Consider the following 26,740-nt stretch of genomic DNA (forward strand, 5'->3'; position numbering starts at 1 on the left):
TCGCCGCAGCACCTACTCCAGTAACGCAGCCAGCCTGCCGCTCTTCACCAGCTCGCCGACCGCCGCAAACTCGCCCGCCAGCACGCGGTCATTATCGAGAACGGGCGAGACGCTGCGGATCGCCGCCACCGCCGCCTGCCCGCGCTTCGATGGCAGCAGCGGCTTCAGGAATTCCAGCCCCTGCGCCGCCGCAATCGCCTCGATCGCGAGCACAGCGCGCGTGTTCGCCAGAACACGCTTCAGCTTTAGCGCGGCTGCCATTCCCATCGAGACGTAATCTTCTTTGTTGCCGCTGGTCGTGATCGAATCCACCGACGCGGCGTGTGCCAGCACTTTGTTCTCACTGGCCAGCGCCGCCGCCGTCACCTGCGCCATCATCAGCCCGGAGTTCAGCCCGGCATCGGCCGCCAAAAACGGCGGCAGCCCTTCGTTCAGGGCCGGGTTCACCAGCCGCTCGATGCGCCGCTCCGAGATCCCGCCCAGCGACGTCAGCGCGATGGCCATGTAGTCGAGCGCGAACGCCAGCGGCTCGCCGTGAAAATTTCCCCCGCTCAGGATTTCGCCCGCCGTCTGGCCACCGGCTTCAAAGTCCACCTTCGGCGCGCCCACTTTTTTCTTCGGCGGAAACACCAGCGGATTGTCCACCGCCGCGTTCATCTCGATCTCGAACACCTGCCGCGCGAACGCCAGCGTGTCACGCACCGCGCCGTGCACCTGGGGGATGCAGCGCAGCGAGTACGCGTCCTGCACGCGGGCGCAGTCGCGATGCGACTCGCGAATCCGGCTGCCCTCCACCATGCGGCGCAGGTTCTCCGCTACCTGCTGCTGCCCGGGGTGCGGCCGCGCCGCATGGATGCGCGGATCGAACGCCACGTCAGTCCCGCGCAGTGCGTCCAGCGACAGCGACGCAATCACGTCCGCACTGTCCGCTAATGTCTCGGCCGCCAGCAGCGCCAGCAGTCCGACGGCGAGCATCGCCTGCGTGCCGTTGATGAGGCTGATCGCTTCCTTGGCTTCCAGCGCCAGAGTTTTCACCTGCGCCCGGCGCATCGCCTCGCCGCCCGGCATGCGCGCGCCTTCGCCCGATTCGCCCGCCCGCCGCGCCCGCTTCGCCTTCGAAGTGGTCAGGTAAACCGCTTCACCCTCGCCGATCAGCACCAGCGCCAGGTGCGCCAGCGGCGCCAGGTCGCCGCTTGCCCCCACGCTCCCCTGCGACGGAATCACCGGATGCACGCCGCGGTTCAGCATCTCGCACAGCGTGTTGATCACCTCCGGCCGCACGCCGCTGAATCCCTTGGCCAGCGAATTGGCGCGCAGCAGCATCATGGCGCGCGTCTCTGCGATGGTCAGCGGCTCGCCCACGCCGGTGGCGTGCGAGCGCAGCAGGTTGACCTGAAGCTCGCGAATCTGCTCCGGCGGAATGCGCACGTCCGCCAGCCTGCCCACTCCGGTATTGACCCCGTACGCCGGCCGCTCATCATCCACGCGTTCTTCCACGACTTCGCGCGCCCGCTCAACCGCCTCGCGCGCCTCCGGCTCCAGCAGCACAGGACGCCGCTCGTACACCACCTCGCGCAGCTCGTCCACCGTGAGCGTGTTGCCGTTGATGTGCAGTGCCTGCATAAGTCAATTACGCCAGGGAGGACGCCGGGGACACAGAGGAATGACCTTGCCTCCGCGTCCTCCCTATCTTCATTTGTCCATCGCTCGCCGGAACGCGGTCGCGTACTTCTCCGGCAGCTCGCGCCGCCGGAACTCAGCATCGGTCACGATGTGCGTCGTCTCGCCCTCGGCCAGCAGGGTGCCGTCGCTCACGCGCACCAGCACGTACCCAAAGTGGACCAGCGCTCCGCGCAGATTCCGGATTTCGGTCCGCACCACCAGTTCGTCGTCATATCGTGCCGGCGCTTTGTACCGGCAGCGCGCGTCGGCCACCGCGATGTAGCAGTTGTCCTCGCGCTCCATGTCGCGATACGCGAACCCAAGCTGGCGAAACAGCTCCACCCGCCCGACTTCAAACCATACAAAGTAATTGGAGTGATACGCCACGCCCATCTGGTCGGTCTCGGCATAGCGCACTCTGAACCGAGTTTCGTTGATCAATTCAGCTCACCGCAGACCAAGATTGAGTCCTGCTCTTGAAACATAACCGACGATCGCACGACTGCGTCACTCCCCTATGGCCTTTGCGCAACCTCGGTGTCCTTCGTCTGGACCGAATCCTGCCCGCGACGAGCACGGACCTCGACGGCCCAAATGCCAACTGCTAAGTGCCAATTGCGGGGTTTATTTGCCCGTCCACTTCGGCTTGCGCTTCTCCAGAAACGACGCGATCCCTTCGCGGAAGTCTGCGGTCGTGCGGATGCGCGCGTTCTCTTCCACCGCGTCGGCGATCTGCCGGTCGAGTTGCTCGCGGATGAAGCCGTTGATCAGCCTCTTCGTCGCCCGCACCGACGAGGGCGAGTTCTCCATGATCTGCGCCGCCAGCGCCTTCGCCCGCGGCATCAGTTCCTCCGGCGCTACGACTTCGTTCACCAGCCCATACCGATGCGCCTCGGCCGCGTCGAACAGCCGCCCGGCCATCAGCAGGTCGCGCGCGATTTTGTGTCCCACCTGCATCACCAGGAACGACGACACGATCGCCGGAACGAACCCGATCCGCACCTCGGTGTACCCGAACTTCGCTTCCGGCACCGCCAGCGTGAAGTCGCACATGGTCGCGATCCCCGTGCCGCCGGCGATGGCCGCGCCATTCACCGCCGCGATTGTGGGCAGTGGAAATTCGTAAATCCGCCGGAACAGCCGCGCCATCGCCGCCGAGTCTTTCACGTTCTCATCATGCGTCTTGCCCACCAGCGCCTTCAGGTTCTCCAGGTCGAGCCCCGCGCAAAACGCCTTGCCCGCCCCTGTCACGATCAGCACCTGCGCCGTGCTGCCGGCAACTTCGTCAAGCGCACGCATCAATTCGTCGACCAGCTCAAAGCTCACCGCATTGCGCTTGTCCGGACGATTCAGCGTGAGCGTCGCCACGCCCGCATCCTCCGCCAGCAGCACAGTTTTGAACGTAGAGAACTCCATTCCTTCGTGCCCTTTGTGTTCCCTGGTGTCCTTCGTGTTTAGGCTCTCGATTTCGCTCTCGGTTTGGGCCAGCAGCCACAAGCCGGCAAGCCAGCAGCGTTTTACTGCACCGTCAGCCCCGCATACCGCTTTCCAATCTCATGCGACGCCAGCAGCACCGCGTCCAGCGGTTTCAAGGGCGGCAGCTTGGCGTCGCGCTGCTTGAGCGCCTCGAGCACGATTTCCGTGGGAATATTTCCCACCAGCTCGTCCTGCGCAAACGGACACCCGCCCAGCCCGCCGATCGCCGAATCGAACCTTCGCGCGCCCGCATCGTATGCCGCCAGCACCTTCGCCGCCGCATCCTCGCGCCGGCTGTGCAGGTGGACGCCGATTTCCATCTCCTCATACCGCCCGATCACCGGTTTCACCAGCGCGCCAATCTGCTCCGCTGTCGCCACGCCCACCGTGTCCGCCAGCGATACCGCCGCGATGTCCATGTCTGCGATCAGTCCCACCGCCTCCGCGACTTCTTCCGCGTTCCACAAGTCGCCGTACGGATTCCCGAACGCCATGCTGATATACACCACCACATCGAGCCCGGCCTCATCGGCCTTCTTCTTGATCGCTTCCAGCACGTCGAGCGCCTGCTCCAGCGTCTGCTTCTGGTTCTGCTGCAGAAAAGTCGGCGACACCGAGTACGGGAATCCCAGCGTGCGCACCGCCTCGGTTGCAATCGCGCGGTCCGCTCCCTGCTCGTTCACCACGATCCCAATGATCTCCACGTCATCCGGCGGATCGAACCGCTCCAGCACTTCCTCCGAATCCGCCATCTGCGGCACCGCGCGCGGCGCAACGAAACTCACGGCGTCAATGTGCTTGAATCCCGCGCTGATCAGCGCGCGCAGGTAGTCCGCCTTCAGCTGCGCCGGAATCTGCGTCTTCAGTCCCTGCCACGCGTCCCGCGGACACTCGATCAGCTTCAAATCCACTGCAGTTGTTCCCGTGTATTTTCGTTGCGCACGTTGCCGGTGTTCAGCGTGCTCTTGGGTTCGAACAGCACAACGTGTACTTCCTCATCCGACATCGGCATGTGCTCAGTCGCGCGCGGAATGATCACGAACTCGCCCGGCCGGATTGTCAGCTCGCGCTCGCCGCCCGCCTCGCGCACCTTGATGCGCAGCACGCCTTTCACCACCAGGAACATCTCGTCTGCACGCTCATGCTGGTGCCAGACGAACGTGCCCTCGACTTGGTGACCTTCACGTGCATGTCGTTCACTTCGCCGAACTGAGAACCGAGAACTGACAACTGGCAACCGGCAACTGACAACTACGTCTGCAGCACTCCCGTCTTGAACTCCTTGACCTCCGGATTCAGCGCCGCCGCCTCCAGCGCCTCGATGAGCGCCGCCCGCGTGTCCAGCGGATCGATGATCCGGTCAATCCACAGCCGCGCCGCGCCGTACCGCGGGTCCATCTGCCGGTCGTAGGTCCGCTTCACCTCGTCATATAGTTTCTTGCGCTCGTCCTCGCTCAGCTTTTTTCCGCCGCGCTCCAGTTGTTTGATCTTGATCTCCACCAGCGTCGCCGCAGCCGACTCGCCCGACATCACGCTGTACCGCGCCGTCGGCCACGCGAAGACGAAGCGCGGATCGTACGCCTTGCCGCACATCGCATAGTGACCGGCCCCGAACGATCCGCCCACGATCACGGTGATCTTCGGCACCACCGAATTCGACACCGCGTTCACCATCTTCGCGCCCGCGCGAATGATCCCGCTCCACTCCGCGTCGCGTCCCACCATAAAGCCGTTCACGTCGTGGAAAAAAATCAGCGGCACCAGGTTCTGGTTGCAGTCCAGGATGAACCTTGCCGCCTTCTCCGCGCTCTCCGTGTAGATCACGCCGCCGAACTCCACCCGCTTGTGGCCTTCGTGATCGATCTGCTGCTGGTGCTGCTTTTGGTTGGCCACGATCCCCACCGCGTATCCGCCAATGCGCGCGTAGCCGCAGATCACCGTCTTGCCGTATTCCGGCTTGTACTCGTCGAAGCGGCTGCCGTCCACGATCCGCGCCAGGATTTCTTTCATGTCATACGGCTTCGCCGCGTCCGACTCGAAGATCCCATACATCTCCTCCGCCGGATACGCCGGCGGCGCCGCCTTGCGATGATCGAACGGCGCCGTCTTGCGGTGCCCAATCTTCTCCGCCAGCGAGCGCAGCCGCGCCAGCGCCGCCTCGTCGTTCGGCTCGCGATAGTCAATCGTGCCGCTGATCTGCGCATGCATCGCCGCGCCGCCCAGCTCTTCAGCTGACACCTTCTGCCCGATCGCCGCCTGCACCAGCGCCGGCCCGGCGAGAAAAAGTCCGCTGCCGTCGGTCATCACCAGGTGGTCGCACATCAGGGGCAGATACGCGCCCCCCGCCACGCACATCCCCATGATCGCCGCGATCTGCGGAATGCCCGTCGCCGACATCACCGCGTTGTTCCGGAACACGCGCCCAAAATCATCCGTGTCGGGGAACACGTCTTCCTGCAACGGCAGGAACACGCCTGCCGAATCCACCAGGTAGATCGTCGGGATATGGTTCTCGATCGCGATGTTTTGCGCCCGGATGACCTTCTTGGCTGTCATGGGAAAGAACGCGCCCGCCTTCACCGTGGCGTCGTTCGCGATGACCATGAACAGCCGCCCATGAATCTGCCCCAGGCCCGTGACCACTCCGGCCGCCGGCGCCCCGCCCCACTCCTCGTACATCTCGAAGGCCGCATACAGGCCCAGCTCGAACAGGTCCGTCCCGGGATCGAGCAGCAGCGCAATGCGCTCGCGCGCCGTCAGCCGTCCTTTGCTGTGCTGGTTTTCGATGGCCCTTGCCCCGCCGCCCTGCCGCAGCACTTCTTCCTCGTTATGCAACCGCGACACCAGCTCCGCCATGGCGCGCATGTTCTTCTCAAAGCGCGCCGAGGTGGCGTCAATCTTGGTAGCGAAGGCCTCGCCCGCCGCCGGAGACGCTCGTTTCTCGCTGGTGGTGCGTTCAGTCATGCAGCCGTTTGTTGACGTAAACCATTCAACCTACTACAGCAAAACCGGAGTGGCAAACAGGTAGACGCGCCTGTTCGCGGGCGCATCTGAGCTTATTCGGGAGGTGGCATGCCATGGTCACTGTGACCTGCGATGTCTGCAGAGCCAAGCGCACCAGCGGAGAAGAATGGGTCCTCGGTTACGACCTTCAGGCGGAAACGCCCACCTCGGTCCAGCGCGCCATTCGCTTCCTTGATCGCTGGGACGATCGCCGCATCCTCGATCTGGGCGCAATTCATCTCTGTTCGGAACGCTGCCGCGAGCGCTATATCAAAGGAGCACGCGCGGCCTGAGCGGGTGGGCGCAGTGTAGCTGCCCGGCCCAACACTTAGGTGCTACACTGAATGCACTGCCCCACGCCCGCGTGGCCCAGCGGATCCAACATGCCGATTGAAAGCGTCCTGCGCGCACGCCTCCTGGGACAATCCGACGCTATTCTTGCCTTGATCGCCGGTATGACCGATGCGGACAAGACGGCGCAACCGCTCTCCGGCAAGTGATCGCTGCACCAGCAGATCTGCCACCTCGGCCGCTACCACGAAGTTTTTCTCGAGCGCCTCGACCAGATTCTCCACGGGCCTTCGCCGCCGAAGATGGAGCGTTACCGCGCCGAAGACGATCCGCAGTGGCCCGCCTGGATGCGATTGAGCCCCGACGATGCACTCGAGCGTTTTCGCAATCTTCGCACCAAGCTGATCAGGGAGCTCGACGGCTGTTCATCGTCGGACTGGGCCCGCACCGGCGCCCACCCGGCGCTCGGCGAGATGACGCTGCGCAAGTGGGTTGAGTTCTTCCTCGTCCACGAAGCCCATCACATCTACAACATGATGTTCACCAAGTCTGCCGCCAAAGAAAGGCCCGGCGGCCTCAGCATCCGCGCCTCGTAATTTACAAAAACCCTTCCCCGGGTCGCCCTGAAATCACGAGCTGTTTGCGGCCGAAGGTCCCCAGCACCGCTGGCAGCATTTCCGCTGGTCGAGGTCACCTGCCACTGGCCCGTGTGGACGTGGGCGACCTCCCCGCGAACGGCTCGCTCTCAGAGTGAAGCCGCGCCGAAGCCGCCTCCTTCACTCGGTACCTGGTACGGAGTGCTGTGTACTGGTCACTGCCGCCTCCACCGGATCATCCACCACTCGCTCCACCAGTCCGCACTCGAGCGCTTCCTTGGCCGTCAGCTTCTCCGCCGCGCAGAACATCTGCAACGCCCGGCCCTTGCCGATCCGCCGCGGCAGTCGCTGCGTCCCGCCCCAACCGGTAATCAGTCCCAGCGACGCGCCACGATGCCCAAACACAGCATTCGGCGCCGCCAGCCGCCTATGACACGCCAGCGCCAGGTCCAGCCCGCCGCCGAAACAATGCCCCTGGACTGCCGCGATCACTGGGGCAGGGAAGTCCGCCACCAGCTGCATCAGTCGCTGTCCGTTGCGCGCGAAGTCGAACGCACCGGCGCCACTCAACCTTGAGATTTCGTTCAGATCGGCCCCGGCCGAGAAGAATTTCTGATTGCCGGTCACGATGAGCGGCCGGGGACTGCGTTCCGCGGCCAGTTCTTCAACCCACCGCGCCAGGATGGAAAGCGAAGCCCGCGTCAGCCGATTCATCCCATCAGCAGACGTCAACCGCAGCAGCCACGCCCCGGCTCGGTCCTCGATGACGGCGGGAGGCTTTGAATCCGTGTCATCCGCGTTTATCCGCGGTAAGCGGTCCCTGCTCATCGCGGCGGCGGGCCTTCCAGGTCGGCCACAATCGACGCCAGCGCGGAGCGGAACTGCTCGGCGCCCTCCACATCCAATCGCCGCGGGCGCAGCGGCTTGAGCACGCGCTCCATCTCGTCCCATATCGCGCCGTACTCCAGGTGCCCGCGCAGGTAATAGACGCGGCACTCGCACGCCATCTGCGGCATCGGCTCCACATGCGTGCCCGTTGGAAACAGCATGCCGCTGCCCGCCACGATGTAGGCGCGCTCCGGCCGCTCGCCGCGCGGCCCGCGGCACGCCGGACGCGCCTCCCGCACGGTGCGCTGCATGAAATTGCTGAAGAACGCCGCCGTCTGTTTGCGCCCCTGCAGCGTGCTCACGTCCACCACCGGCGCGCTCACCTGCAGCGCCGCCTGCACGATCTTGTCCCAGTCAGCCCTCTCCGGGTCCACGTCCTCGAACAGCACCTTCAACCCGAGCACGTCGATGCCGTTCAGTCGCACGCAGCCCGGATCCACGTCCAGCTGCGAAAGCACGTGCGTGATCTGAAGAAACGCCGAGACGTTGCGACGCAGCGTCCGCGTCCGCCCGCTGTAGATGGCCGACGGGCTGAAGTTCACCAGCACGTCCACCTGCACCGGATGCCGCGCCTTCACCGGCAGCGTCAGCCGCGCCGCCGGAAACTGCCAGCTCTGCCCCACCTGGTCCACGAATTCCACCGCCGGCAGACCCGACTCCAGTTGCGGCAGCGGATCGTTCTTCAGCGGCGCCACCTCGATCCACTTCCGCCCAACGTTGCGCTGCTTCAGCTCGCTGTCGTAGAGCACGAGCGCGACCTGGTATTTTCCCGGGCGCAGGAAAACTCCCACCACGAACTCCAGCGAATCCTTCTTGCTTACCGGCTTGTCGAGGGCCATCTCGCCGTAGCTCTCGTCTTCGAACCACCCTCCGTCTTCATCGGCCACCTTGGCCAGCACCTGCAGGTTGCGCTTCACTGACTTCTTTTGCAGATCGCTGGCGCGCATTTCGGCGCGCACTTCCACCAGCTGCCGCTCCATGAAGGTGAGCCGCGGCGGCATGATCTGGATGTGCCAGGGAATCTCGGTGCGGTCCGGTTCGCGCAGCCACTCCTCCGCCGCAAACGCGAACTCGCGCGGCGCCCGCGTCACCTCCGCGTACGCAGCCGGAGCGATCCAGACGCACATCGCCGCCAGCGCCAGCAACATGCGCGTCTTGTACGCCAGATTGGACATTTGGAAACTGTTTCTTGTAGAGACGTAGCCTGCTACGTCTCCCTCGCGCCGGTTGACGGCCTCACCCCACCGGCACCCCTCTCGGCTTCACGTTTTCGCGTATGAACCTGATGATGTCGTCCATCGGCGTACCCGGCACGAAGATCGCCGCCACCCCCGCCTGCTTCAGCCGCGCAAAATCCACGTCGGGAATGATGCCGCCCACCACCAGCAGCACGTCATCCATCTTGTTCTGCTTCAGCAGCTCGGCCACGCGCGGCACGATGGCGTTGTGCGCGCCGGAAAGGATCGAAAGGCCGATCACGTCCACGTCTTCCTGCAGCGCCGCCCCGGCAATCATCTCCGGCGTCTGCCGCAGACCGGTATAGATGACCTCCATGCCGGCATCGCGCAGCGCGCGCGCGATCACCTTCGCCCCGCGGTCATGCCCGTCCAGCCCGGGCTTGGCCACGAGCACACGTATCTTGCGTCCTTCAGCCATGTACCTCTATTTAACCACGAACCGGCAGGCCATCCTGACTGGCAACCGGCAACGCGAAACTAGGTTTTCGTGTCCTGGCTCCTCCATAAATACCAGCACGCCACCGAGCAATACGGATGCCAGCTCGCGGAGATCTTCAGCACCTGTTTCGGCTGCGGCATCCTGCGCTTGCCCCAATGCTTGCGGATCGCCGCGTTCACGCCGAAGTCCACCGTCGGCATCACGTTGGGCCTGCGCAGCGCGAACATCAGGAACATCTGCGCTGACCACTCGCCGATCCCCTTCACCCGCGTCAGGTGCTCGATCACCTCCGCGTCGCTCATCTCCGGCAGCCTGGAAAAATCAATCTCGCCCGACTTCGTCTTTTCCGCCAGGTCGCGCAGATAGCTCGTCTTCTGCCGCGAAAATCCGATCGCGCGCATCTCCGCGTCCGTCAGCTTCAGCACCGACTCCGGCGTCAGCTCCGGACCGGCCTTGTCCACCAGTCGCTGGAAAATCGTGCTCGCCGCCTTGCCGTTCAGTTGCTGGAAGGCGATCGAGCGCAGCATCGACGTGAACGTCGGCTCGCGGTACGTCATGCGGAACGGGCCAACGCGTTCGATGATCCGCGCCAGCACCGGGTCCGCCTTCTTCAGATGTCGCACAGCGTGTCGCATTTGTGGATGAGAGTTCAGGGGTAGCGATTAGGCCGTCAGCAGGATGGGTTCACTTTTCGTGATCACCAGCGTGTGCTCATAGTGCGCCGCCCGCGCGCCGTCCACCGTGCGGACGGTCCAGCCGTCGCTCCCGGTCTGGATCGTGTTTCGTCCCCAGCGGATGATCGGCTCCACCGTGATCACTAGGCCCTCGGTCAGCGGCTGCCTCGCGTTCGGATCAAAGTAGTTGGGCCCGCTCGGCGGCTCATGGATCGTCCTTCCCACGCCGTGACCGGTCAGCTCGCGCAGCACGGTAAACCCCGAGCGGTTGACTTCCTCCTCCACCGCCGCGCCGATGTCGCACACGCGCTTGCCCACGCGCGCCGCTTCCATCCCCTTGCGGAACGCGCGCTCCGCGCACGCCGCCAGCGCCCGCGACCGCGCACTCGCATCGCCGACCGCAACGGTGATCGCCGCATCCGCCACGTAGCCGTTTTTCTGCGCGGTCACGTCCAGCTTCACCAGGTCGCCTTCGTCCAGCCGACGCTGCCCAGGCACGCCGTGCACCACCTCGTCGTTCACGCTGATGCACACTTCGCCCGGAAACCCGTACACCGTGCGCGGCGACGACTGAGCCCCAAGCCGGTCGAACTCGTGCCCCGCCAGCGCGTCCAGCTCGCCCGTGCTGATCCCCGGCCTCACCGCCGCCGGCAGCGCCGCCAAAACCTCAGCCACGATCGCGCCAATCGCCTTCAGCCCATCCAAATCGTGTTGCGATTCAATCGACATCTCACCTTTAGTTTACAATTCCCGCCAATTCAAGTGAACGCGGCCAGGGTGGAGTTTTCTCCGATTGACTCGATTGTGCAGCGGCGCCGCTTCAGTTGTGCCGTAGAGATGCCCCATTGGAGATGTTGCCGAGAGGGCCCTGAGCGACGCGAAGGGCGATTCGAGGCGCGAACCGGACGCCATGCCCAAAACTAAGAGACCGAAAAAACCCCCGAAATCCGCCAGGCCGGCCGCCAAGGCCAAAGCGCCCGCCGCAAAAGCGAAGTCCGCCGCACTCGACTTCAACCACGCCATGATCTACGCCAAAGACGTGGCCCGCTCCACCGCCTTCTACTCGGGCCTGCTCGGCTTCAAGCTGATCGACGAATTCCGCTACGAGGGACAGCCCGTCTACGCCCGCTTGCGCGCCAAGGCCGGCAACGGCACCATCGCCATCCACCAGCTGTCGCCCGGCGCGCCCAACGCCAGCGAAGGCGTCCGCCTCTACTTCGAAGTCGAAGCGCTCGACGATGTCTGCGCCAAACTCAAGGCCAAAGGCGTTTACTTCACCCAGCTCCCTAAAATGATGCCCTGGGGCTGGAAGCACGCCTACCTCGACGATCCCGACAATCACGAGATCTCGCTCTACTGGGCGGGCGCCAACCGCATGAAGAAGACCGTGATGCGCGCCGGCAAAGAAGCAGCCGGCAAACCCCGGTAGAGACGTAGCTCGCCACGTTTCCTGGTGTCCCTTGACTGGCGCCTCCTTCCTGCCCATACTTCCTGCCCGTCAGGAGGAACTGTTATGCCGCGCACGCGTCGTTTCGGCCTGCTCGCCGGCCTCCTCGTACTTCCGGTCATCGCTGTGGCCCAGGGACAAATGCACGTCTGGGCCGATCAGAATTACGACTCCTGGGAAAACGGCCTGCACACCGAGTTCACCCTCAACGGCGAACTGGTAGACATCTTCACCGCCACTAAGGCCGTGCCCATCAACCTCAAGCCGGGCTGGAACACCATCGTTATGAAGACCACGCCGCAGCCCTCCAACAAGCACAACGAGCTCATCTTCCGCATCGGTCCGATGCAGGACGTGCAGAAGGGAAGCCGCACCGAAAAGGTCATGCAGCCCGTGCTTTGGGAATTCCGCAACGGCACCGACTGGAACTTCAAGGACGGCGAGTGGTCGCACCCGCTCGGGCCCGACGTAAAGCAAGTCACCCTCGCCTACAAGCTCTACTATGCCGGGCTTGACCGTGAAATGCCCAAGATCAAGGCTGGCGACTACATTCTCGTCGGCAAACCAAACTACAACTCGTGGAATTCGCCCGTTATCGCCACCGTCTGGCTGAACGGCGCCGCGCTCAACAGCATCACGCTGCAAGAGCGCAACATGGTCGTCACCGACCTGATCAAGCCCGGCAGGAACGAGCTACGCATCGTCTCCACCCGCATCAAGGACGCAATCAAGAACAACGACGAGGAGATCGAGATCCTGGGTCCGGCCTCGTGGAACGTCACCGCCAACAAGTACGAGTTTCCGCCGGTGATGAAGGCTTCCGCCATGCAGGGCTGGACGCGCGATCCCAGGTCCGGCCAGCTCTCCAGCCGCGTCTCCAAAGACGGTATGGAGATCGATCGCGTCGTGCCGTTTATGATCCGCGCCGCGGCCTCGACAACGCCGTCGCAATAAGAGCTTTCACCGGAAAGGACACAGAGGAACACAGGGAAAACCAGAGCTTTGGTTTTCCGCCGCCTCTGTGTTCTCTGGGGTGAGGTTCTTGCTTTTGCGGGAAACGAACAACGGGAAACGCTCCTACGTAATGCTGCTCTCCTCGTAGGTCCCGAAGACGTCGCGCAGCGCCTCGCACACTTCGCCCACCGTGGCGTAGGCGCGGACCGCATCCACGATGTAGGGCATCGTGTTCGCGCTGGAAATCTGGCCCGGCCGCGTGATCACCGGCTCCTGCGACGCCGCTTTCTTCAGCGCGTCCAGCCGCCGCCGGACTTCGTCATTCGACCGCCGCGCGCGCAGGGCTTTTAACTTCTTGGATTGCGCCTCGGCCACCGACTCGTCAATGTAGAGCGTCTCGGGCGCCTCTTCCTCGACCTCGAACTCGTTCGCGCCGACAATGATCTTCTCTTTCGCCTCCACCGCGCGCTGGAACTGATAGCTCGCCTCGGCGATCTCCTTCTGCGGATATCCCAGCTCGATCGCCCGCACCATGCCGCCCATCGCGTCCAGCTTGCTGAAATAATCGAACGCGCCCTGCTCCATCTTCAACGTGAGGTTCTCCAGGAAATACGACCCGCCGAGCGGGTCCACCGTGTTCGCCACGCCGGATTCGTACGCAATGATCTGCTGCGTGCGCAGGGCGATGCGCGCGGCTTCCGCCGTCGGCAGCGCCAGCGCTTCGTCGTAAGAATCGGTGTGCAGCGACTGCGTTCCGCCCAGCACCGCCGCCAGCGCCTGGATGGCCACGCGGGCAATGTTGTTCATCGGCTGCTGCGCCGTCAGCGAGACGCCCGCCGTCTGCGTGTGGAAGCGCAGCAGGCGCGTGCGCGCGTTTTTCGCGCCGAAGCGGTCGCGCATCGTCTCGTACCAGATCTTGCGCGCCGCGCGGTACTTGGCGATCTCTTCGAAGAAGTCGTTGTGCGCGTTGAAAAAGAAGCTCAGCCGCGGACCGAACTCATCCACGTCGAGCCCGCGCCGCCGCGCCCATTCGACGTATTCCACGCCGTCGTAGAGCGTGAACGCCAGCTCCTGCAGCGCCGTCGAGCCCGCCTCGCGGATGTGGTAGCCGCTGATGGATATCGTGTTGAAGCGCGGCGTGTACAACGACCCGAACTCGAACGTGTCCACCACCAGCCGCATCGAGGGCGCCGGCGGATAGATATACTCCTTCTGCGCGATGTATTCTTTAAGAATATCGTTCTGGACGGTGCCGGAAATCTTCTTCCAGTCCGCGCCCTGTTCTTCCGCCACCGCCAGGTACATCGCCCACAGCACCGACGCCGGCGAATTGATGGTCATCGAGGTGGTGATCTTCTCCAGCTCGATGCCGCGGAAAAGAATCTCCATGTCCTCCAGCGAATCAATCGCCACGCCGCACTTGCCGACCTCGCCCTCGCTGGCCGCGTGGTCCGAGTCGTAGCCCATCAGCGTGGGCAGGTCGAACGCCACCGAGAGCCCGCCGGCGCCGTGCGCCAGCAGGTCGAGATAGCGCAGGTTGGTTTCCTCCGGCGACGCGAACCCGGCGAACTGCCGCATCGTCCACAGCCTGCCGCGATACCCCGAGGCGTGAATGCCGCGCGTGTACGGCGGCTGCCCCGGATAGCCGAGATACTTCTCGTACGACCAGTCCGCGGGCAGGTCGGCCTGCGTGTACAGCCGCCGCACCGGTTCGCCGGAAATGGTGGTGAAGCGCGCGTGCCCGTGCTCGTCGCGGTTCACCCCCGTCGCCGCGCCGATGGGACGCTCCGGAGCCTTTTCCAGCGCCGGCCCGAGCGTCTGCTCAGCCCACCTCTTCTCCGACTCGGCGGGATGCCGCCCTTCAAACACGTCCTGGATCGGCGACTCGCTGACTTGCGCGGCTTCGTTGCGCGGCTTCTTCTGGTCTGACATGGGGCTGTCTCATGATAAGAGATGCCCGGCGGCGGAGCAACGAAGCAGAACTCCAATCGGCGCGGCCGGAAGCCGCGCCCTTTCAATGCCACTTCGCGCCTTGACTCTCCTCCGCCTCCCCATTACTCTCGCGCGCCATGCCAAAGCTCAAACTGGTCGCCGGCGTCGTCCTCGCCTCGCTCGCCTACGGGCCTCATTCCTCATTCGCTGGCGCTCAATCGCTCACCGAATCCCAGCGCGCCGCCGTCTGGCTCAGCGGAGTGCGCGTCAACGCCAACGTCACCTACAGCACGCAGAGCAACGTCGACCTCAAGCTCGACGTCTATCGCCCGCGCCTCGCTCCGGGACAAGCCGGGCCCGGCGGTCCGTATCCGGTGGTCGTCGAGATCCACGGCGGCGGATGGATCGCCGGCACGAAAGAAGGCTCCATCATGACGCTCATGCCGTGGCTCGAGCGTGGATGGGCCGCCGTCAACGTCGAGTACCGCCTGGGCCGCGTCGCTCCCGCGCCCGCCGCCGTCGAAGACTCGCGCTGCGCCCTGCGCTGGGTGGCGCGCAACGCCAAAAACTACGGCTTCGATCCCTCCCGCATCGTCGTCACCGGCGGCTCGGCCGGCGGACACCTGGCGCTCACCACCGGCATGCTGCGCGCCGCCGACGGCCTCGATTACGAGTGTGCCGGCAACAAGTTTGACACCTGGGCCGGCCCCCAGCCCGAGCCCGAGCCGAAGGTCGCCGCCATCGTGAACTGGTTCGGCATCGCCGACGTTCCCGCCATGCTCGCCGGCGACGAAACGCGCGGCTACGCCGTCGAATGGCTGGGCAGCGCCGGCGGCGACCCGGTCGCGCGCGCCATCACCGCCAAGCGCGTCTCGCCCATGTCGTACGTCCGCGCCGGCACCGCGCCCATCATCACCATCCACGGCGACAACGACACCCTCGTGCCCTACGCCCAGTCCGTCCGCCTGCACCAGGCGCTCACCAAGGCCGGCGTTCCCAACAAGCTGGTCACCATCCCCGGCGGCGGACACGGCGGCTTCACCGTCGACCAGGACATCACGGCCTACACCGCCATCTTCGACTTCCTCGCCGCGCAGAAGCTGCTGGAGGCGGGGAGGCCGTAGGTCGCGCCGGCAACGACTTCAAGGCCTGCCGCGGATGAACGCGGATGAACGCGGATTCTCAGAAACGATGAACTTCACGATGTAGCGGCGGGCGCCCCGCCCGCCGGCACATCACCACGGAACGATGGAGCCCGGCCAACCCCCGGCCGGGTTCTGTCTCGCGTAGGCCCGGACGTTCCGTCCGGGCAGGCCGAGCACAGCTCGGCGACTTCTTTCGTAAGGGCGCGACTTCCAGTCGCGCCCCAAGAGCGAGCCAAGCCATCGCTTTTGAAGGGGCGCGGCTTGCAGCCGCGCCATTCACCACTCCAACTCCGATGGGGCTTCAGCCCCTGAGGTGCTGCCGCACAACCTCAGCGGCTGAAGCCGCCATTCCGTCCGTTTCCGATCGGCGCGGCTGGAAGCCGCGCCCCTTCAAAGCGCCTTGTCATCGGCTCGCGGACTCAAACCTTGGCACGGCGCGCGCGCCACCCCTCCCCACCCCTCCCACGCCGGTCTTTGGGGCACAACAACTTAGCGGAAATTGGTCCGCAGATCTTTGAGTTTGCAGGAGTTAGAGGCAAAGTATTCAGAACAAAGGACTATGTCTTGTAGCTATAGTGTTCAATCCGTGTTGTGCCTCGACGCTACTGCGGAAAGCTGTGGAAGAGCAAGCGTAGAGATGCGTAATGTCAGTCGCGGATTCAGAGTAAAGATATGCTGTCCTTACAAATGACCGAAGGCAAAGCATTAAAGATCTTGGAACCTTATCATCAAAAAGTGATCGCTCGGCCAGTTGTTAGGCCTCTGTTAGGCGGACCTAATTTCTATAGCGGCCGCTGGGATGGAATCACTCGAGCGTCTCTAGCGCGTCCGCGCGCTCAACCCCGTACCTCAGGCATAATGCCCTGTCCTCGCTAACGAAGGAGACAGCCATCATGCGTGCACTACGCCTCTTTTTCTTGCGCGTCAGCGTCCTTTGCCTCTTCGCCTTCGCGGCCGCCGCGCTTGCCCAGCAAGCGCCGCCCAAGCGCATCGTCATCGCCGCCTCCAACGTCCTCGACGGCAAAGGACGCGTGCTGCGCGACACGCGCATCGTCGTCGAGGGCTCGAAGATCGTCGCGCTCGATCCCAAGGCTGCGCCCATTGACTACGACCTCCGCTCCGCCGTGTTCGGCGACCTGCGCACTCAGTCGCGAGGGAATGGCGACGGCAACACGAAAGACCGCGGCAACGCGAACGCTTCCCCCACTCAAGCCAAGGCGCAGTTCAAGTGGCCCACCGTGACGGTCCTCCCCGGCTGGATTGACGCGCACGTGCACATCACGTGGAGCTTCGGCGCCGACGGCAAGAATGCCGGCGCGGGCCAGACCACGCCCGAGGCGGCGTATCGCTCGGCGGAAAACGCCTGGCGCACGCTGATGGCTGGCTTCACCACGGTGCAGAGCATCGGCTCGCCCACCGACATCCCGCTGCGCGACGCCATCGCGCGCGGCACGCTGCCCGGCCCGCGCATCCTGACCGCGGCCGAGCCGCTGGTGGGACGCGGCGAGCAGACGGGCACGCCCGATGAAATCCGGGCGTTCATTCGCAAACAAAAAGACGCGGGCGCCGACGTGATCAAGATCTTCGCCTCGCAGAGCATCCGCCAGGGCGGCGGCATGACGCTCTCGCAGGAGCAGCTTGCCGCCGCCTGCGACGAAGCCAAGAAGCTCGGCCTGCGCACGCTGGTGCACGCCTACAAAGGCGCGGTGCGCGCGGCCACGCTCGCCGGATGCACCCAGATCGAGCACGGCATCATGGCCACCGACGACGACCTGAAGCTCATGGCCGAGCGCGGCACGGTGCTTGATCCGCAGTGCGGCCTGGTGCTGGAAAACTATCTCGCCAACAAGCAGCGCTACCTGGGCACGCAGGGCTACACCGAAGAGGGCTTCACGGCGATGGAGAAGCTGCCGCCGCAGCTGCACGACCTGTTTCATCGCGCGCTGGCCACGCCCGGACTCAAAGTCGTGTTTGGCACCGACGCCGTCGCCGGCGCGCACGGCCGCAACGCCGAAGAGCTGGTGGACCGTGTGCACGACTGCGGCGTGCCGCCGGTGCAGGCGCTGGTCTCGGCCAACTCGCTCGCCGCCGAAGCCATGGGGCTCGGCAACGAGATCGGCACCATCGCGCCCGGCATGGAGGCCGATATCATCGCCGTCGCCGGCGATCCGGTGAAGGACATCACGGCGGTCCGCCGCGTGGTGTTCGTGATGAAGGGCGGCGTGGTCTACAAGAACGAAGCGGCGAAGTAGCCACGGTGGGAGCACCGGACTTTAGCGCGGTGAACAAAGCGCGCCGCTCATAGGGCCTCAGCCCGGCTGGCCCAGAGTTTGGGTCGCGCACTCATTGCTGGGTCATGCTGAGGCCGCGCAGTTTGCGGCCGAAGCACCTGCGATTTCCGCCCGGCGCCGCCTCCCGCGCCCGGCCGGACCAGATGCTCGCGGCCGAGACGACGGCTGCGTGTCACGCGGAAAAGGGCCCGGCCGAGGGCGGCCGGGCCCGGTTGTTCTTCAGTGTTGGTCCGTGTTCATCCGCGATGTCCGCGGTAAGCGTTTTTCCGACTACAGCGAGTTCAAAAACGCGATCAGCGCGTTTTTCTGCGCGACGCTCAACCCGCGGTAATTGTTGATCACGCCGGTGGCTTCGCCGGCGTGGCGCACGATGGCGTCGTGGCGGGTGAGCGATTCTCCGTCGTGCATCAGGCGGATGCGCGTACGCAGGCCCCACAGCGGCGGCGTGCGGAACTTGTTCGCCGTTTCCGGCGGGCCGTTCTGCACAATGCCGTCGCCGGTGCCGACGTTGTGCAGCAGGAAGTCGCTGTAGGGATGGATCGTCTTGCCGCCGAGCGCGGCGGGAATGGTGAACTTTCCACCGTTCACGACCGTGCCGGCGGGCGCGGTTGTGATGCTGGCCACGTGGCACATGGCGCAGCCGATGTTGGCGAACAGTCGCTCGCCGGCCTGGGCGTCGGGCGTGGCCGCGGCCACGGCGTCGCGCGGCGGGGCCTTCGTCGCGCGCATGAAGAAGGCGAAGCGATCCAGGTCGCCCACGCCGGTCGCGTCCTCCACCGACTCAGGATCGGAGGTCGTCTTGCAGACAGTGGTGGTGTCCACAGGAGCCAGGCGCGTGGTCACGCCCATTTCATTCAGATAAGCATCCGCGGCGAAGGATAGCAATGAGGCATGCTGGTTCTTCCAGCCGAAGCGTCCCGCGCGCAGCGCGTTGCCGGCTTCAAGCACCGGCACGCGGATGAGCTGCCCGGCAATGCGCCCTCCGGTCGCGGCGCGCTGCTGGGCGGCGATGGCGGCCAGCGTCGAGTCGTCAATCGCCTCCACAAAGCCGTCGCCCAGGACCGGCAGCGACATGCGGAACGTGGTGAGCGTTTCCCGCAGCGTGATCCTGCCTTGCGCCTGCGGACAGATGGCACGGTCGTTGATCAGCGACCGGTTGGCGAGCGTGGCGGCGCCGTTGTCGAGCAGCACGGTGGCGCCCACGAAGTTGCCGGCCAGGTCGCGATGTCCGGCGCGAAATTCGCTCACCTGGCTGGCGCCGCCGGTCACCGGCGACTGATGGCAGCTGGCGCACGACGTGTCGTTGAACAACGGCCCCAGGCCGTCGGGGATGCCCTCGGTTTCTTCAAAAACCTCCTGCGCCTGCGCGAAGGTCATGTTCGGACTTTCAGCCAGGCCGCTGCTCTCGCACGGTCCGACGCCGGCGGGAAGATTGCCCGTGGGACATCCGGTGGGAGTGGTGAATCCGGTGGGCGCCTGCACCTGCGTCACGTTCTGGCTGACCAGCAGGGAAATCGCGCCAAGCGAGAGAACGGAAAACGCGACGGCGAGGGCCTTGCGGTGTGGCATGTCCAACTCCTTTCCCGAACCTTGAAGTCACGAGAAGAGTCGGCTGAAGGCGCAGCCTGTCAGCGGACAGGGATGAGAGGATGCCGCCATGGGACCAGCAACTCTGCTTGTGAGACGAACGGTGGCGCGCAGGGTCCTTGCATGTAACCGCAATTCGCATGTGCGAAAGCATCGGGCAAAGCACCTAGGGAACATGCAAAGTCGGCATAACCCGCGCTTAGTACCGCCATGGCCGGAAGGACAGCGCCACCTTAGAATGCAGCCCATGACCCCCGCCCCCATCAAGCCCACAATCCCCATCGAAACGCTGAACCAGGTTGACATCCGCGTGGGAACGATCGTCGCCGTCGCCGACGTGCCCGGCGCCGGGAAGCTCGTGCAGCTGCGCGTGGACTTCGGCGACCACCAGCGCACCATCGTCTCCGGCATGAAGCAGGAGCGCGCCAACCCGCGCGAGATCGAGGGCCGCCAGGCGCTGTTCGTGGTGAATCTTGCGCCGCGCAAGATCAAAGGCGTCGTTTCCGAAGGAATGCTGTTCGACATCGGCTTCGCCGACGGGGTCAAACCCGCGCTCGCCGTGCCGGAAGCGCCGGTGCCGAACGGATCGCGGGCGGGGTAGATCAAAAAAGCTTCGCCACAGAGGCCACGAAGGAACACAAAGGAAAAGCGCGCGAGGCGGCGACCGAGATTATCGGGACTTGCGCGCCAGCTCCAGCGCCTTGGCGTACTTCCAACCGACATAACGCGCGTGATGGCGATGCAGCAGAAATCCTTCGCGCCCATCCAGAAATCCGAGCCGCACAACGTAATTGTAGAAAAACGTGAGCGGCGGATTCAGCCAGCGGTTCAGCCACAGCCACCAGCGCGGTTTGTGGCTGATCATCGTCGCGCCCAGGTCGGCGTAGCGCCGCATGTGCTCCAGGTAAACCTTGAGCGTGGGGTAGGCGTGGTGGATCAGGTCGCCCAATTCCCACCCACTGGGTCTGTAAGGCGGGCGAAGCTTGAAATCTTCGTGGACCAGGCGGTCGGGAAACTCTCCGCTGCCGCGCGCGAACAGGCGAAGCTTGGGATCGGGATAAAATCCGCCGCGCCGAATCCAGCGGCCCATAAAAAGATTCCTGCGCCGGATGCGATACGCGACCTGGGGCTTCTGGTTGAGGGCGCCGCGGATTTCCGCCGTCAGTTCGGGGCTTACTTCTTCGTCGGCGTCGAGCGAAAGAACGTAATCTCCGCTCGCTTTCGCCAGCGCCGAATTCTTCTGCGCCGCGAATCCCTTCCAGTCTTCTTCAAACACCTTCGCGCCAAAACTCTCAGCGATCGCGCGCGTCCGGTCGGTCGAATGCGAATCCACCACGATGATCTCGCCGCCCAGCTCGCGCACCAGGGGCGCCACGCTGGCCAGCGTCCGTGGCAGGTTCGCCTCTTCGTTGTAAGTGATGATGACGACCGAGAGCGTCACGAAGGCAGTTTCGAGTTTCGAGTTTCCAGTTTCAAGCGAAAACAAAAACGGGACCCGATTTCCGGGTCCCGGGGAGACAAGCGAACTGCGCCGGGTGCTGCGCGCCGAGCTAGTGGCTCGGCGGTTTGGGCGGCTGCGCGGTCGGTGCTGCCGGAGTCGGCGCGTCAATCGGCTCGGTGCGCGGCACCACGCCGGGCACGGCGGGCATGCGCTGCACGCGGCCTTGTTCGGCGTCGCCCAGATCAATGCCGAGCCGCTCCAGCGTGCGCCCGGTCACCTGGTCGAGCGAGACGCGCGACTGCTGATATGCCGCCATCGCCGTCACCAGGTTCGACTCCGCCGCGGTCAGGTTGTTGAGCGCGGTGAGCACGTTGAACGTGGTGCTGGCGCCGAGCTGGAACTTCTTCTGTTCGGCCACCAGGCTCTGCTGCGCGAAGTCGCGCGCCTTCTGGGCGGCGTCCACGCGAGCGCGGTTCTGGATGAGCGCGTACTGCGCATTGCGCACGTCAATGGCGATGTTGTTCTGCAGTTGCTGCAAGCGCACCTGCGCCTGGCGATACTCCAGCTCGGAGCGCACCTGGTCGGCCTGCGCCGCGCGGTTCCGGATGGGGATCGTCACGCTCAGCCCGACGAGGTACGACGGATTGCTCCCGATGTTGCTCACCGCATCGCTCCATCCCGTGTTGCTGATGCCCGGGTTCGTGCCCGAAAGCGGATTGAACACGCCCCCCAGCCCGTTGCCGCCGTAGTTGCCGATCAGGTCGATGGTGGGCAGCAGGGCATTGCGTGCCGCCTTCTTGGTGATGTCGCGCGTGGTCAGGTCAATGCGCGCGATGGCCAGCTCGGGACGGTGCTGCAGCGCCTCGTTGATCATGTCCTGGAGGGGCGTCACCGGCTCCTGCTGCGGCAGGTCCATGCGGTCGGTCGGGACAATCGGCACGCTGGCCAGCTGCGGATCGTTCTGGTTCTTGCTCAGCGCGTTCCTCATCAGCACCTGCTGCAGCTCCAGGTTCGTCTGCGAAACGATCAGGTTCTGCTGCGCCGAGGCCACCTGCGACTCGGCGTTGATCACCTCGATGGGCGCCAGCGTTCCAATCTCCACCTGTTTGCGGTTGTTGTTCTCCAGCTCCTGCGAGAGCTGCACCGCGCGCTGCTTCGCCTTCACGTCTTCGTAGGCGTTCACCAGGTTCCAGTACATGTTTTCGATCTGGGTCACGGTGAAGATGATCTGCTGGCGGAACGCGACGTCGGTGATTTCCCGGTTATTGCGCGCCAGGAGGATGAACCGCCGGTTCGACGTCCAGCTCAGTCCCTGCAGCAGGTGCTGGCGCAGCTGGATGATGAAGTTCGAGTTCAGCTGCGGCACCAGGAAGGTGCGCGTACTGTTGCTGGTGATGCGCGAGTTGTTGAAGTTCAGGTTGAACAGCGTGCCCGTCGCCCAACCCTGCTGGTAGCCGAAATTGACGGTCGAGGTGTTCTGCAGCAGTGCGGGGACGCCGGCGACCACCGTGTTGGCCTGCGGCGCCGAGGTGTGCTGGATGCTCAGCGTCGAGGTGAGCTGCGGATCGAACGAATCGATCGGCGGCCCCACGCCCACCGTCGAGAGCACGATGCCGCCCGAGCCCGCGCCCGCTCCGCCGCCACCCGTCGAGGTGCCGCCCGCGCCGCCGCCGCCCACCGAGAGCGTACCGCCGCCCGGCGTGTTCGCCACAACGCCGGTGTTGACGCCGCGCACTGACTGCCCCGACTTGACGCGCAGCACGTCCGTATCCGCGATGTTCAGGTTGTAACGCGCGATCACCAGGTCGAGGTTGTTCTCGAGCGCGATCGCGATGGCGTCGTTCAGCGACAGTCTGAGCTTGCCGTCTTTTACCAGCTGCTCCAGGCGCGTGGAGTTGGCAAAGTTCGGCTCCGGCACATCGCGGCCGCTGTAGGAGGCGAACAGGTTCGCCGGCTTGGAATAGTCGGTCGTGGCCGTTTGCGCCACGCCCGCATCAGGAAACAAGCCCAGCACCAGCACTGCCACCAGCACCCGGGCAAGGTAAGAGGAGGGACCAGAAACGCGCATTCGCATATCTCCAGGAAGCAAAAACAGCAATGTGTACAACGACGTACTTAGCGCAACAAAGTCAACATGATCCAGTACGGAAAGCCGCGGCCAGAAGTTTCCGGAATTCGCCGGCCCGGCCATCCCCTGAGCAGTATGGAAGCTGACGGAGGACATGAAGTATAACCCAGCGTTACCGGCGATTCCTCGTCAGGAGCCCGCCGCGGAATTGCTGCACCGCCGGATTGCCGGATTGCCGAATTGGAGTCCATTGCAAGCTTCTTGGATTCGGCAATTCCGCAATTCGGCGGCGGCGCCCCGCCTTCGCGCCGCGCGGTGGCCCGCTCAAGGCCTCTTCTGGCTTGCGTGGAGCCTTTCGGCCATCGGCCAAACGACCAACGCCCGCCCTTCTCACACGACAATTCTCTTGAACCGGTACGCCGCCAGCATCAGGATGGCCGCGCCCATCCCCAGCAGCACGGTGGCATTCCTCCATAGTTCCAGCAGCCCCGCGCCGCGCAGAATCACGCCACGAGAGATTTCCAGCATGTAAGTCGCCGGCACCAGGTAGCTCACGCCGCGGAAGATGAGCGGCATCGTGTCCCGGGGGAAGATGTAGCCTGAAAGAAAGATGCTGGGCAGCATGATGCCCATGGCCAGCTGCATGGCTTCCACCTGCGAGTTGGCGCGCGATGAGATCAGCAGCCCCAGCGCCAGGTTCACGAAGATGTAGGTCATTGCCAGCAGCACCAGCAGCACCACGTCGCCGTGGATCGGCACCTGGAAGATGAAGCGCATGAACAGCAGAATCACTGTCATCTCCGTCAGGCCGGTCGAGAAGTAGGGAAGGAGCTTCCCCATCATCAACCCCAGCGGCTTCACCGGGGTGATCAGCAGCTGCTCCAGCGTCCCGCGCTCCTTCTCGCGCACGATCGCGAACGCCGTCAGCATGGTGGTCACAAACAGCAGCAGTACCGCCATGAGCCCCGGCAGAAAGAAATTGGGCGAGCGCGAATCCGGGTTGAACATCACCTTCGGCCGGATCTCCACCGGAACCTGGGTATTGGGCGGCAACATGCGTTGCAGGGACTCATCCAGACCGATTGCGCCGGAAACATTCACCGCCTGGCCAGCCACCGAGGAATCGGACCCATCCACCAACACCAGCACCTGCGCCGTCTCGCCGCGCAGCAGCCGGCGTTCGAAGTCGAACGGAATCTTCAGTCCGACGCGCGCGCGTCCGGAAACCATCTCCGCGTTCAGGTCCTGGTCTGAGTGGACGTACTTGTACACGCGAAACGTGTCGGAGTTGCGGAAGCGGTCCACAAAGGCGCGGCTTTGCTCGCTGCCTTCCGTGCTTCCGGCGCGCTCCATCACGCCGCTCGCGTCGTAGACCACCGTCTTCACTTGGCGAACGTTGGTATCAATCGCCGCTCCCAGGATCGTCATCTGCACCAGCGGCATGATGAGCGCGAAGACCATGGCCGTGGAGTCGCGCCGCATGTGCAGAAACTCCTTGGCGAAGACGGCGTAAAAGCCGCGAAAGGGATTGCTCATGCCGGCACTCCTTCCGCTTCCGCGCGCCGGTACGTCAGCTCCACGAACACGTCTTCCAGGTCGGGCAGCAGCGGCCGAACCTCCTCCACTTCGACACCGATGCGGCGCAGTTCGGCGCCGAACTCCTCGGCCGGAACCTTTTCGTCCACCAGCGCGTGAATCGAACGGCCGAAGATGGTCGCGCTGCGCAGGAACGGCAGGGTCCGCGCCTTGCGCAGCGCCGAGGTCACGTTCGCTGTCGCCACTTCATAACGCCGCGTCCCCGCCGGCGAAACCTCGGGCAACCGGCGCAGCGTTTCCGGCGTGCCGTCCGCGATGATCGACCCGAAGTAGATGTAGGCCAGGTGGCTGCACCGCTCGGCTTCGTCCATGTAGTGCGTAGTCACAAAGAAGGTGATCCCATGGCCGGAGAGGTCAAAGAGCAGGTCCCACAGCTTGCGCCGCGCCACCGGATCGATGCCGGCGGTCGGCTCGTCCAGGTAGAGGATCTTGGGATCGTGCAGCAGCGCGCAGCCCAGCGCCAACCGCTGCTTCCATCCGCCGCTCAGGCGCCCGGCGAGCCGGTCCACATACGGGCCGAGCAGGTTTCGCTCGATTGTCTCCTCCATTTTCCGCGTGAGTTCGCCGCCCTGCAGGCCGTACACCTGACCGTAGAAACGCAGGTTCTCGCGCACCGTCAGGTCTTCATACAAGCCGAACTTCTGGCTCATATAGCCGATGCGCGTGCGCACGGTTTCCGGATCGCCGACCACGTTCACGCCGTCCACCCAGGCCGTGCCCGCCGTCGGAGGAAGCAGCCCGGTGAGCATCTTGATGACGGTGGTCTTGCCGCTGCCGTTCGGACCGAGGAAGCCGAACACCTCGCCGCGTCCCACCTCAAAGCTCACATGGTTGACGGCCACCACGTCGCCAAACTTGCGCGTGAGCCCCTGCGCGATGATGGCGTGGCCGTTCGGCGGTGCTGAGGACTGTGCGGCGCTCATTTCGCCTCCGTAAAGCGCACATCGGCGTGAATGCCGGCGCGCAATTTGTTCTCGGAGTTCTCCACCCGGAGCTTCACGCCCACCACCTGGTGTTCCCGCTCCGCCTTGGTTTCCACGTTGCGCGGCAGGAACTCGGCCTGCTGCCGGATCTGCTCCACCCGAGCGCGGAAGGGCTGGTTAGGAAACGCGTCCACCGTCAAGTCCGCCTGCTGCCCCACGCGGATGCGGCCAATTTGGCTCTGCGGGACGTAAACCATCACGTAGAGCTGGTCGGCCTCGAGCAGACGTGCGATGGGCGCGTTGGCCGGCAGCAGGTCGCCCGGGCGAATGTCCATCACCTCGACGACGGCGCGCGCCGGCGAGCGCACCTCGCGCTCGGCCCAGTTGGCCTCGGCCTCGCGCAGAGCGCCCTCGGCGCTCTCCACTTGCGCGCGCGCCATGGCAATGTCTTCCGCCCGGTTGCCGGTGACAGTTTTCTGTTCGATGGCGGCGGCCTCGCGCAGCCGGCCTTCCGCGGCCGCCACGGCGTGCGCCGCGGTTTCGGCGGATGCCGTGGCCATGCGGTATTGCGTCTCGGCGTCGTCGCGCTGCTCCCGCGAGACCACGCCCTCTTCGAACAGCTCGCGATAACGCTGCCACTTGCGGCCGGCATTCGCCGCGTCCGACCGCGCCCGCTCCAGGTCGGCGCGCGCCTGCTCGATTTCGTGCACCCGGTAGCCGGGCTCTTTGCCGTCGCCCGCCGCCGCCCGCGCCTGCGCGATTTCCTCGGGACGCGATCCGTGCAGCATCTTCTCGTAGTTGGCCCGCGCCTGCTCCAGGTCGCCCCGTGCCCGCACCAGCCGCGCTTCCACTTCCGGACTGTCGAACACCAGCAGCACCTGGCCGGCTTCCACGCGGTCCCCCTCGTTGACCAGAACCTTGGCCACACGGCCGCCAATCTTTGACCCGATGCTGATGTTCCGCGCCTCCAGCGTGCCCGAAGCCGCGAACTTGCTGTCGCCCCGGCGGTACCACGAGGTGGCCGCCAGCGCGGCCAGCGTGATCGCCGCGATGCCCGAGATGATGATTGCCTTGCGTTTCATGAAACTC

The 26,740-nt window shown here is 64.8% G+C and carries 25 protein-coding genes; 7 read left to right on the forward strand and 18 right to left on the reverse strand.

Going from position 1 to position 26,740, the window contains the following annotated elements; all coding sequences use genetic code 11:
* Positions 1-12: 12 nt before the first annotated feature.
* From hutH to VFA60_08740, 6 genes are all read right to left on the reverse strand, one after another.
* Positions 13-1,623, reverse strand: coding sequence for a histidine ammonia-lyase (hutH, locus tag VFA60_08715; GenBank protein HZQ91858.1), 1,611 nt, complete (start codon positions 1,621-1,623; stop codon positions 13-15).
* 69 nt (positions 1,624-1,692) lie between these two features.
* Positions 1,693-2,103, reverse strand: coding sequence for a thioesterase family protein (locus VFA60_08720; GenBank protein ID HZQ91859.1), 411 nt, complete (start codon positions 2,101-2,103; stop codon positions 1,693-1,695).
* 183 nt (positions 2,104-2,286) lie between these two features.
* A complete protein-coding gene (locus VFA60_08725) occupies positions 2,287-3,078 on the reverse strand; it encodes an enoyl-CoA hydratase-related protein (protein HZQ91860.1) in 792 nt (263 codons plus the stop codon).
* 101 nt (positions 3,079-3,179) lie between these two features.
* A complete protein-coding gene (locus tag VFA60_08730) occupies positions 3,180-4,049 on the reverse strand; it encodes a hydroxymethylglutaryl-CoA lyase (protein ID HZQ91861.1) in 870 nt (289 codons plus the stop codon).
* The gene (locus tag VFA60_08735; GenBank protein HZQ91862.1) at positions 4,040-4,264 is read right to left on the reverse strand and encodes a hypothetical protein; all 225 of its coding nucleotides are present in this window, start codon (positions 4,262-4,264) and stop codon (positions 4,040-4,042) included. The genes VFA60_08730 and VFA60_08735 overlap by 10 nt, the downstream gene beginning before the upstream one ends.
* 125 nt (positions 4,265-4,389) lie before the next feature.
* Positions 4,390-6,102 (reverse strand): acyl-CoA carboxylase subunit beta, encoded by a 1,713-nt coding sequence (locus VFA60_08740; GenBank protein ID HZQ91863.1) that lies wholly within the window; start codon positions 6,100-6,102, stop codon positions 4,390-4,392.
* A gap of 113 nt (positions 6,103-6,215) precedes the next feature.
* Between VFA60_08740 and VFA60_08745 the strand changes: the two genes are divergently transcribed.
* Positions 6,216-6,434 (forward strand): hypothetical protein, encoded by a 219-nt coding sequence (locus VFA60_08745; protein HZQ91864.1) that lies wholly within the window; start codon positions 6,216-6,218, stop codon positions 6,432-6,434.
* 210 nt (positions 6,435-6,644) lie between these two features.
* Positions 6,645-7,028, forward strand: a complete 384-nt coding sequence (locus VFA60_08750; GenBank protein HZQ91865.1) for a DinB family protein — start codon at positions 6,645-6,647, stop codon at positions 7,026-7,028.
* 180 nt (positions 7,029-7,208) lie between these two features.
* On the opposite strand, the gene VFA60_08755 is transcribed toward VFA60_08750, so the two are convergent.
* The 5 genes from VFA60_08755 to map form a co-directional block, all read right to left on the reverse strand.
* Positions 7,209-7,856 carry an enoyl-CoA hydratase/isomerase family protein gene (locus VFA60_08755; protein HZQ91866.1) on the reverse strand — a complete coding sequence of 216 codons (648 nt, stop codon included), beginning with the start codon at positions 7,854-7,856 and terminating at the stop codon, positions 7,209-7,211.
* Positions 7,853-9,091: a hypothetical protein gene (locus VFA60_08760; GenBank protein HZQ91867.1), complete on the reverse strand. Its 1,239-nt coding sequence runs from the start codon at positions 9,089-9,091 to the stop codon at positions 7,853-7,855. Before VFA60_08760 ends, VFA60_08755 begins: the two co-directional genes overlap by 4 nt.
* A 61-nt stretch (positions 9,092-9,152) precedes the next feature.
* A complete protein-coding gene (locus VFA60_08765; GenBank protein HZQ91868.1) occupies positions 9,153-9,572 on the reverse strand; it encodes a cobalamin B12-binding domain-containing protein in 420 nt (139 codons plus the stop codon).
* 59 nt (positions 9,573-9,631) lie between these two features.
* Positions 9,632-10,228, reverse strand: coding sequence for a DNA-3-methyladenine glycosylase (locus VFA60_08770; GenBank protein ID HZQ91869.1), 597 nt, complete (start codon positions 10,226-10,228; stop codon positions 9,632-9,634).
* Between the two features lie 27 nt (positions 10,229-10,255).
* Positions 10,256-10,996, reverse strand: coding sequence for a type I methionyl aminopeptidase (map, locus tag VFA60_08775; protein ID HZQ91870.1), 741 nt, complete (start codon positions 10,994-10,996; stop codon positions 10,256-10,258).
* Between the two features lie 181 nt (positions 10,997-11,177).
* Here map and VFA60_08780 point away from each other — a divergent pair, with 181 nt between their 5' ends.
* Both VFA60_08780 and VFA60_08785 read left to right on the forward strand, forming a co-directional pair.
* Entirely contained in the window at positions 11,178-11,696 is a 519-nt protein-coding gene (locus VFA60_08780) for a VOC family protein (protein ID HZQ91871.1), read from the forward strand.
* Between the two features lie 84 nt (positions 11,697-11,780).
* The gene (locus VFA60_08785) at positions 11,781-12,668 is read left to right on the forward strand and encodes a hypothetical protein (protein ID HZQ91872.1); all 888 of its coding nucleotides are present in this window, start codon (positions 11,781-11,783) and stop codon (positions 12,666-12,668) included.
* A 123-nt stretch (positions 12,669-12,791) separates the two neighbouring features.
* Here the strand turns inward: VFA60_08785 and VFA60_08790 are convergent, their stop codons facing one another.
* Positions 12,792-14,600, reverse strand: coding sequence for a methylmalonyl-CoA mutase family protein (locus VFA60_08790; protein ID HZQ91873.1), 1,809 nt, complete (start codon positions 14,598-14,600; stop codon positions 12,792-12,794).
* 137 nt (positions 14,601-14,737) lie between these two features.
* On the opposite strand from VFA60_08790, the gene VFA60_08795 reads away from it, so the two are divergent.
* Positions 14,738-15,724 carry an alpha/beta hydrolase gene (locus VFA60_08795; GenBank protein HZQ91874.1) on the forward strand — a complete coding sequence of 329 codons (987 nt, stop codon included), beginning with the start codon at positions 14,738-14,740 and terminating at the stop codon, positions 15,722-15,724.
* Positions 15,725-16,638: 914 nt separating this feature from the next.
* On the forward strand, positions 16,639-17,997 hold the full coding sequence (locus tag VFA60_08800) for an amidohydrolase family protein (protein HZQ91875.1): 1,359 nt from the start codon (positions 16,639-16,641) through the stop codon (positions 17,995-17,997).
* Between the two features lie 309 nt (positions 17,998-18,306).
* Here VFA60_08800 and VFA60_08805 read toward each other — a convergent pair whose 3' ends face one another.
* Complete coding sequence (locus VFA60_08805) at positions 18,307-19,605, reverse strand: di-heme oxidoredictase family protein (protein ID HZQ91876.1); 1,299 nt, start codon at positions 19,603-19,605, stop codon at positions 18,307-18,309.
* Positions 19,606-19,870: 265 nt separating this feature from the next.
* On the opposite strand from VFA60_08805, the gene VFA60_08810 reads away from it, so the two are divergent.
* A complete protein-coding gene (locus VFA60_08810; protein HZQ91877.1) occupies positions 19,871-20,224 on the forward strand; it encodes a hypothetical protein in 354 nt (117 codons plus the stop codon).
* A gap of 69 nt (positions 20,225-20,293) precedes the next feature.
* On the opposite strand, the gene VFA60_08815 is transcribed toward VFA60_08810, so the two are convergent.
* The 5 genes from VFA60_08815 to VFA60_08835 form a co-directional block, all read right to left on the reverse strand.
* Positions 20,294-21,064, reverse strand: a complete 771-nt coding sequence (locus VFA60_08815; protein ID HZQ91878.1) for a glycosyltransferase family 2 protein — start codon at positions 21,062-21,064, stop codon at positions 20,294-20,296.
* A 109-nt stretch (positions 21,065-21,173) separates the two neighbouring features.
* Positions 21,174-23,132 carry a TolC family protein gene (locus VFA60_08820; GenBank protein ID HZQ91879.1) on the reverse strand — a complete coding sequence of 653 codons (1,959 nt, stop codon included), beginning with the start codon at positions 23,130-23,132 and terminating at the stop codon, positions 21,174-21,176.
* A 390-nt stretch (positions 23,133-23,522) separates the two neighbouring features.
* Positions 23,523-24,668: an ABC transporter permease gene (locus VFA60_08825; GenBank protein HZQ91880.1), complete on the reverse strand. Its 1,146-nt coding sequence runs from the start codon at positions 24,666-24,668 to the stop codon at positions 23,523-23,525.
* On the reverse strand, positions 24,665-25,651 hold the full coding sequence (locus VFA60_08830) for an ABC transporter ATP-binding protein (GenBank protein HZQ91881.1): 987 nt from the start codon (positions 25,649-25,651) through the stop codon (positions 24,665-24,667). Before VFA60_08830 ends, VFA60_08825 begins: the two co-directional genes overlap by 4 nt.
* Entirely contained in the window at positions 25,648-26,733 is a 1,086-nt protein-coding gene (locus tag VFA60_08835; protein HZQ91882.1) for an efflux RND transporter periplasmic adaptor subunit, read from the reverse strand. Before VFA60_08835 ends, VFA60_08830 begins: the two co-directional genes overlap by 4 nt.
* Between the last annotated feature and the right edge of the window lie 7 nt (positions 26,734-26,740).

The sequence above is a fragment of the Terriglobales bacterium genome (assembly GCA_035651995.1).
Taxonomy (GTDB): domain Bacteria; phylum Acidobacteriota; class Terriglobia; order Terriglobales; family Acidobacteriaceae; genus DASRER01.

What these genes read in the sequence shown, in the direction of transcription:
- hutH (HZQ91858.1), bottom strand. Translation starts at nt 1,623, where the DNA reads ATGCAGGCACTGCACATCAACGGCAACACGCTCACGGTGGACGAGCTG.
- VFA60_08725 (HZQ91860.1), bottom strand. Translation starts at nt 3,078, where the DNA reads ATGGAGTTCTCTACGTTCAAAACTGTGCTGCTGGCGGAGGATGCGGGC.
- VFA60_08735 (HZQ91862.1), bottom strand. Translation starts at nt 4,264, where the DNA reads ATGTTCCTGGTGGTGAAAGGCGTGCTGCGCATCAAGGTGCGCGAGGCG.
- VFA60_08740 (HZQ91863.1), bottom strand. Translation starts at nt 6,102, where the DNA reads ATGACTGAACGCACCACCAGCGAGAAACGAGCGTCTCCGGCGGCGGGC.
- VFA60_08745 (HZQ91864.1), top strand. Translation starts at nt 6,216, where the DNA reads ATGGTCACTGTGACCTGCGATGTCTGCAGAGCCAAGCGCACCAGCGGA.
- VFA60_08755 (HZQ91866.1), bottom strand. Translation starts at nt 7,856, where the DNA reads ATGAGCAGGGACCGCTTACCGCGGATAAACGCGGATGACACGGATTCA.
- VFA60_08760 (HZQ91867.1), bottom strand. Translation starts at nt 9,091, where the DNA reads ATGTCCAATCTGGCGTACAAGACGCGCATGTTGCTGGCGCTGGCGGCG.
- VFA60_08765 (HZQ91868.1), bottom strand. Translation starts at nt 9,572, where the DNA reads ATGGCTGAAGGACGCAAGATACGTGTGCTCGTGGCCAAGCCCGGGCTG.
- VFA60_08770 (HZQ91869.1), bottom strand. Translation starts at nt 10,228, where the DNA reads ATGCGACACGCTGTGCGACATCTGAAGAAGGCGGACCCGGTGCTGGCG.
- map (HZQ91870.1), bottom strand. Translation starts at nt 10,996, where the DNA reads ATGTCGATTGAATCGCAACACGATTTGGATGGGCTGAAGGCGATTGGC.
- VFA60_08780 (HZQ91871.1), top strand. Translation starts at nt 11,178, where the DNA reads ATGCCCAAAACTAAGAGACCGAAAAAACCCCCGAAATCCGCCAGGCCG.
- VFA60_08785 (HZQ91872.1), top strand. Translation starts at nt 11,781, where the DNA reads ATGCCGCGCACGCGTCGTTTCGGCCTGCTCGCCGGCCTCCTCGTACTT.
- VFA60_08790 (HZQ91873.1), bottom strand. Translation starts at nt 14,600, where the DNA reads ATGTCAGACCAGAAGAAGCCGCGCAACGAAGCCGCGCAAGTCAGCGAG.
- VFA60_08795 (HZQ91874.1), top strand. Translation starts at nt 14,738, where the DNA reads ATGCCAAAGCTCAAACTGGTCGCCGGCGTCGTCCTCGCCTCGCTCGCC.
- VFA60_08800 (HZQ91875.1), top strand. Translation starts at nt 16,639, where the DNA reads ATGCGTGCACTACGCCTCTTTTTCTTGCGCGTCAGCGTCCTTTGCCTC.
- VFA60_08805 (HZQ91876.1), bottom strand. Translation starts at nt 19,605, where the DNA reads ATGCCACACCGCAAGGCCCTCGCCGTCGCGTTTTCCGTTCTCTCGCTT.
- VFA60_08810 (HZQ91877.1), top strand. Translation starts at nt 19,871, where the DNA reads ATGACCCCCGCCCCCATCAAGCCCACAATCCCCATCGAAACGCTGAAC.
- VFA60_08820 (HZQ91879.1), bottom strand. Translation starts at nt 23,132, where the DNA reads ATGCGCGTTTCTGGTCCCTCCTCTTACCTTGCCCGGGTGCTGGTGGCA.
- VFA60_08825 (HZQ91880.1), bottom strand. Translation starts at nt 24,668, where the DNA reads ATGAGCAATCCCTTTCGCGGCTTTTACGCCGTCTTCGCCAAGGAGTTT.
- VFA60_08830 (HZQ91881.1), bottom strand. Translation starts at nt 25,651, where the DNA reads ATGAGCGCCGCACAGTCCTCAGCACCGCCGAACGGCCACGCCATCATC.
- VFA60_08835 (HZQ91882.1), bottom strand. Translation starts at nt 26,733, where the DNA reads ATGAAACGCAAGGCAATCATCATCTCGGGCATCGCGGCGATCACGCTG.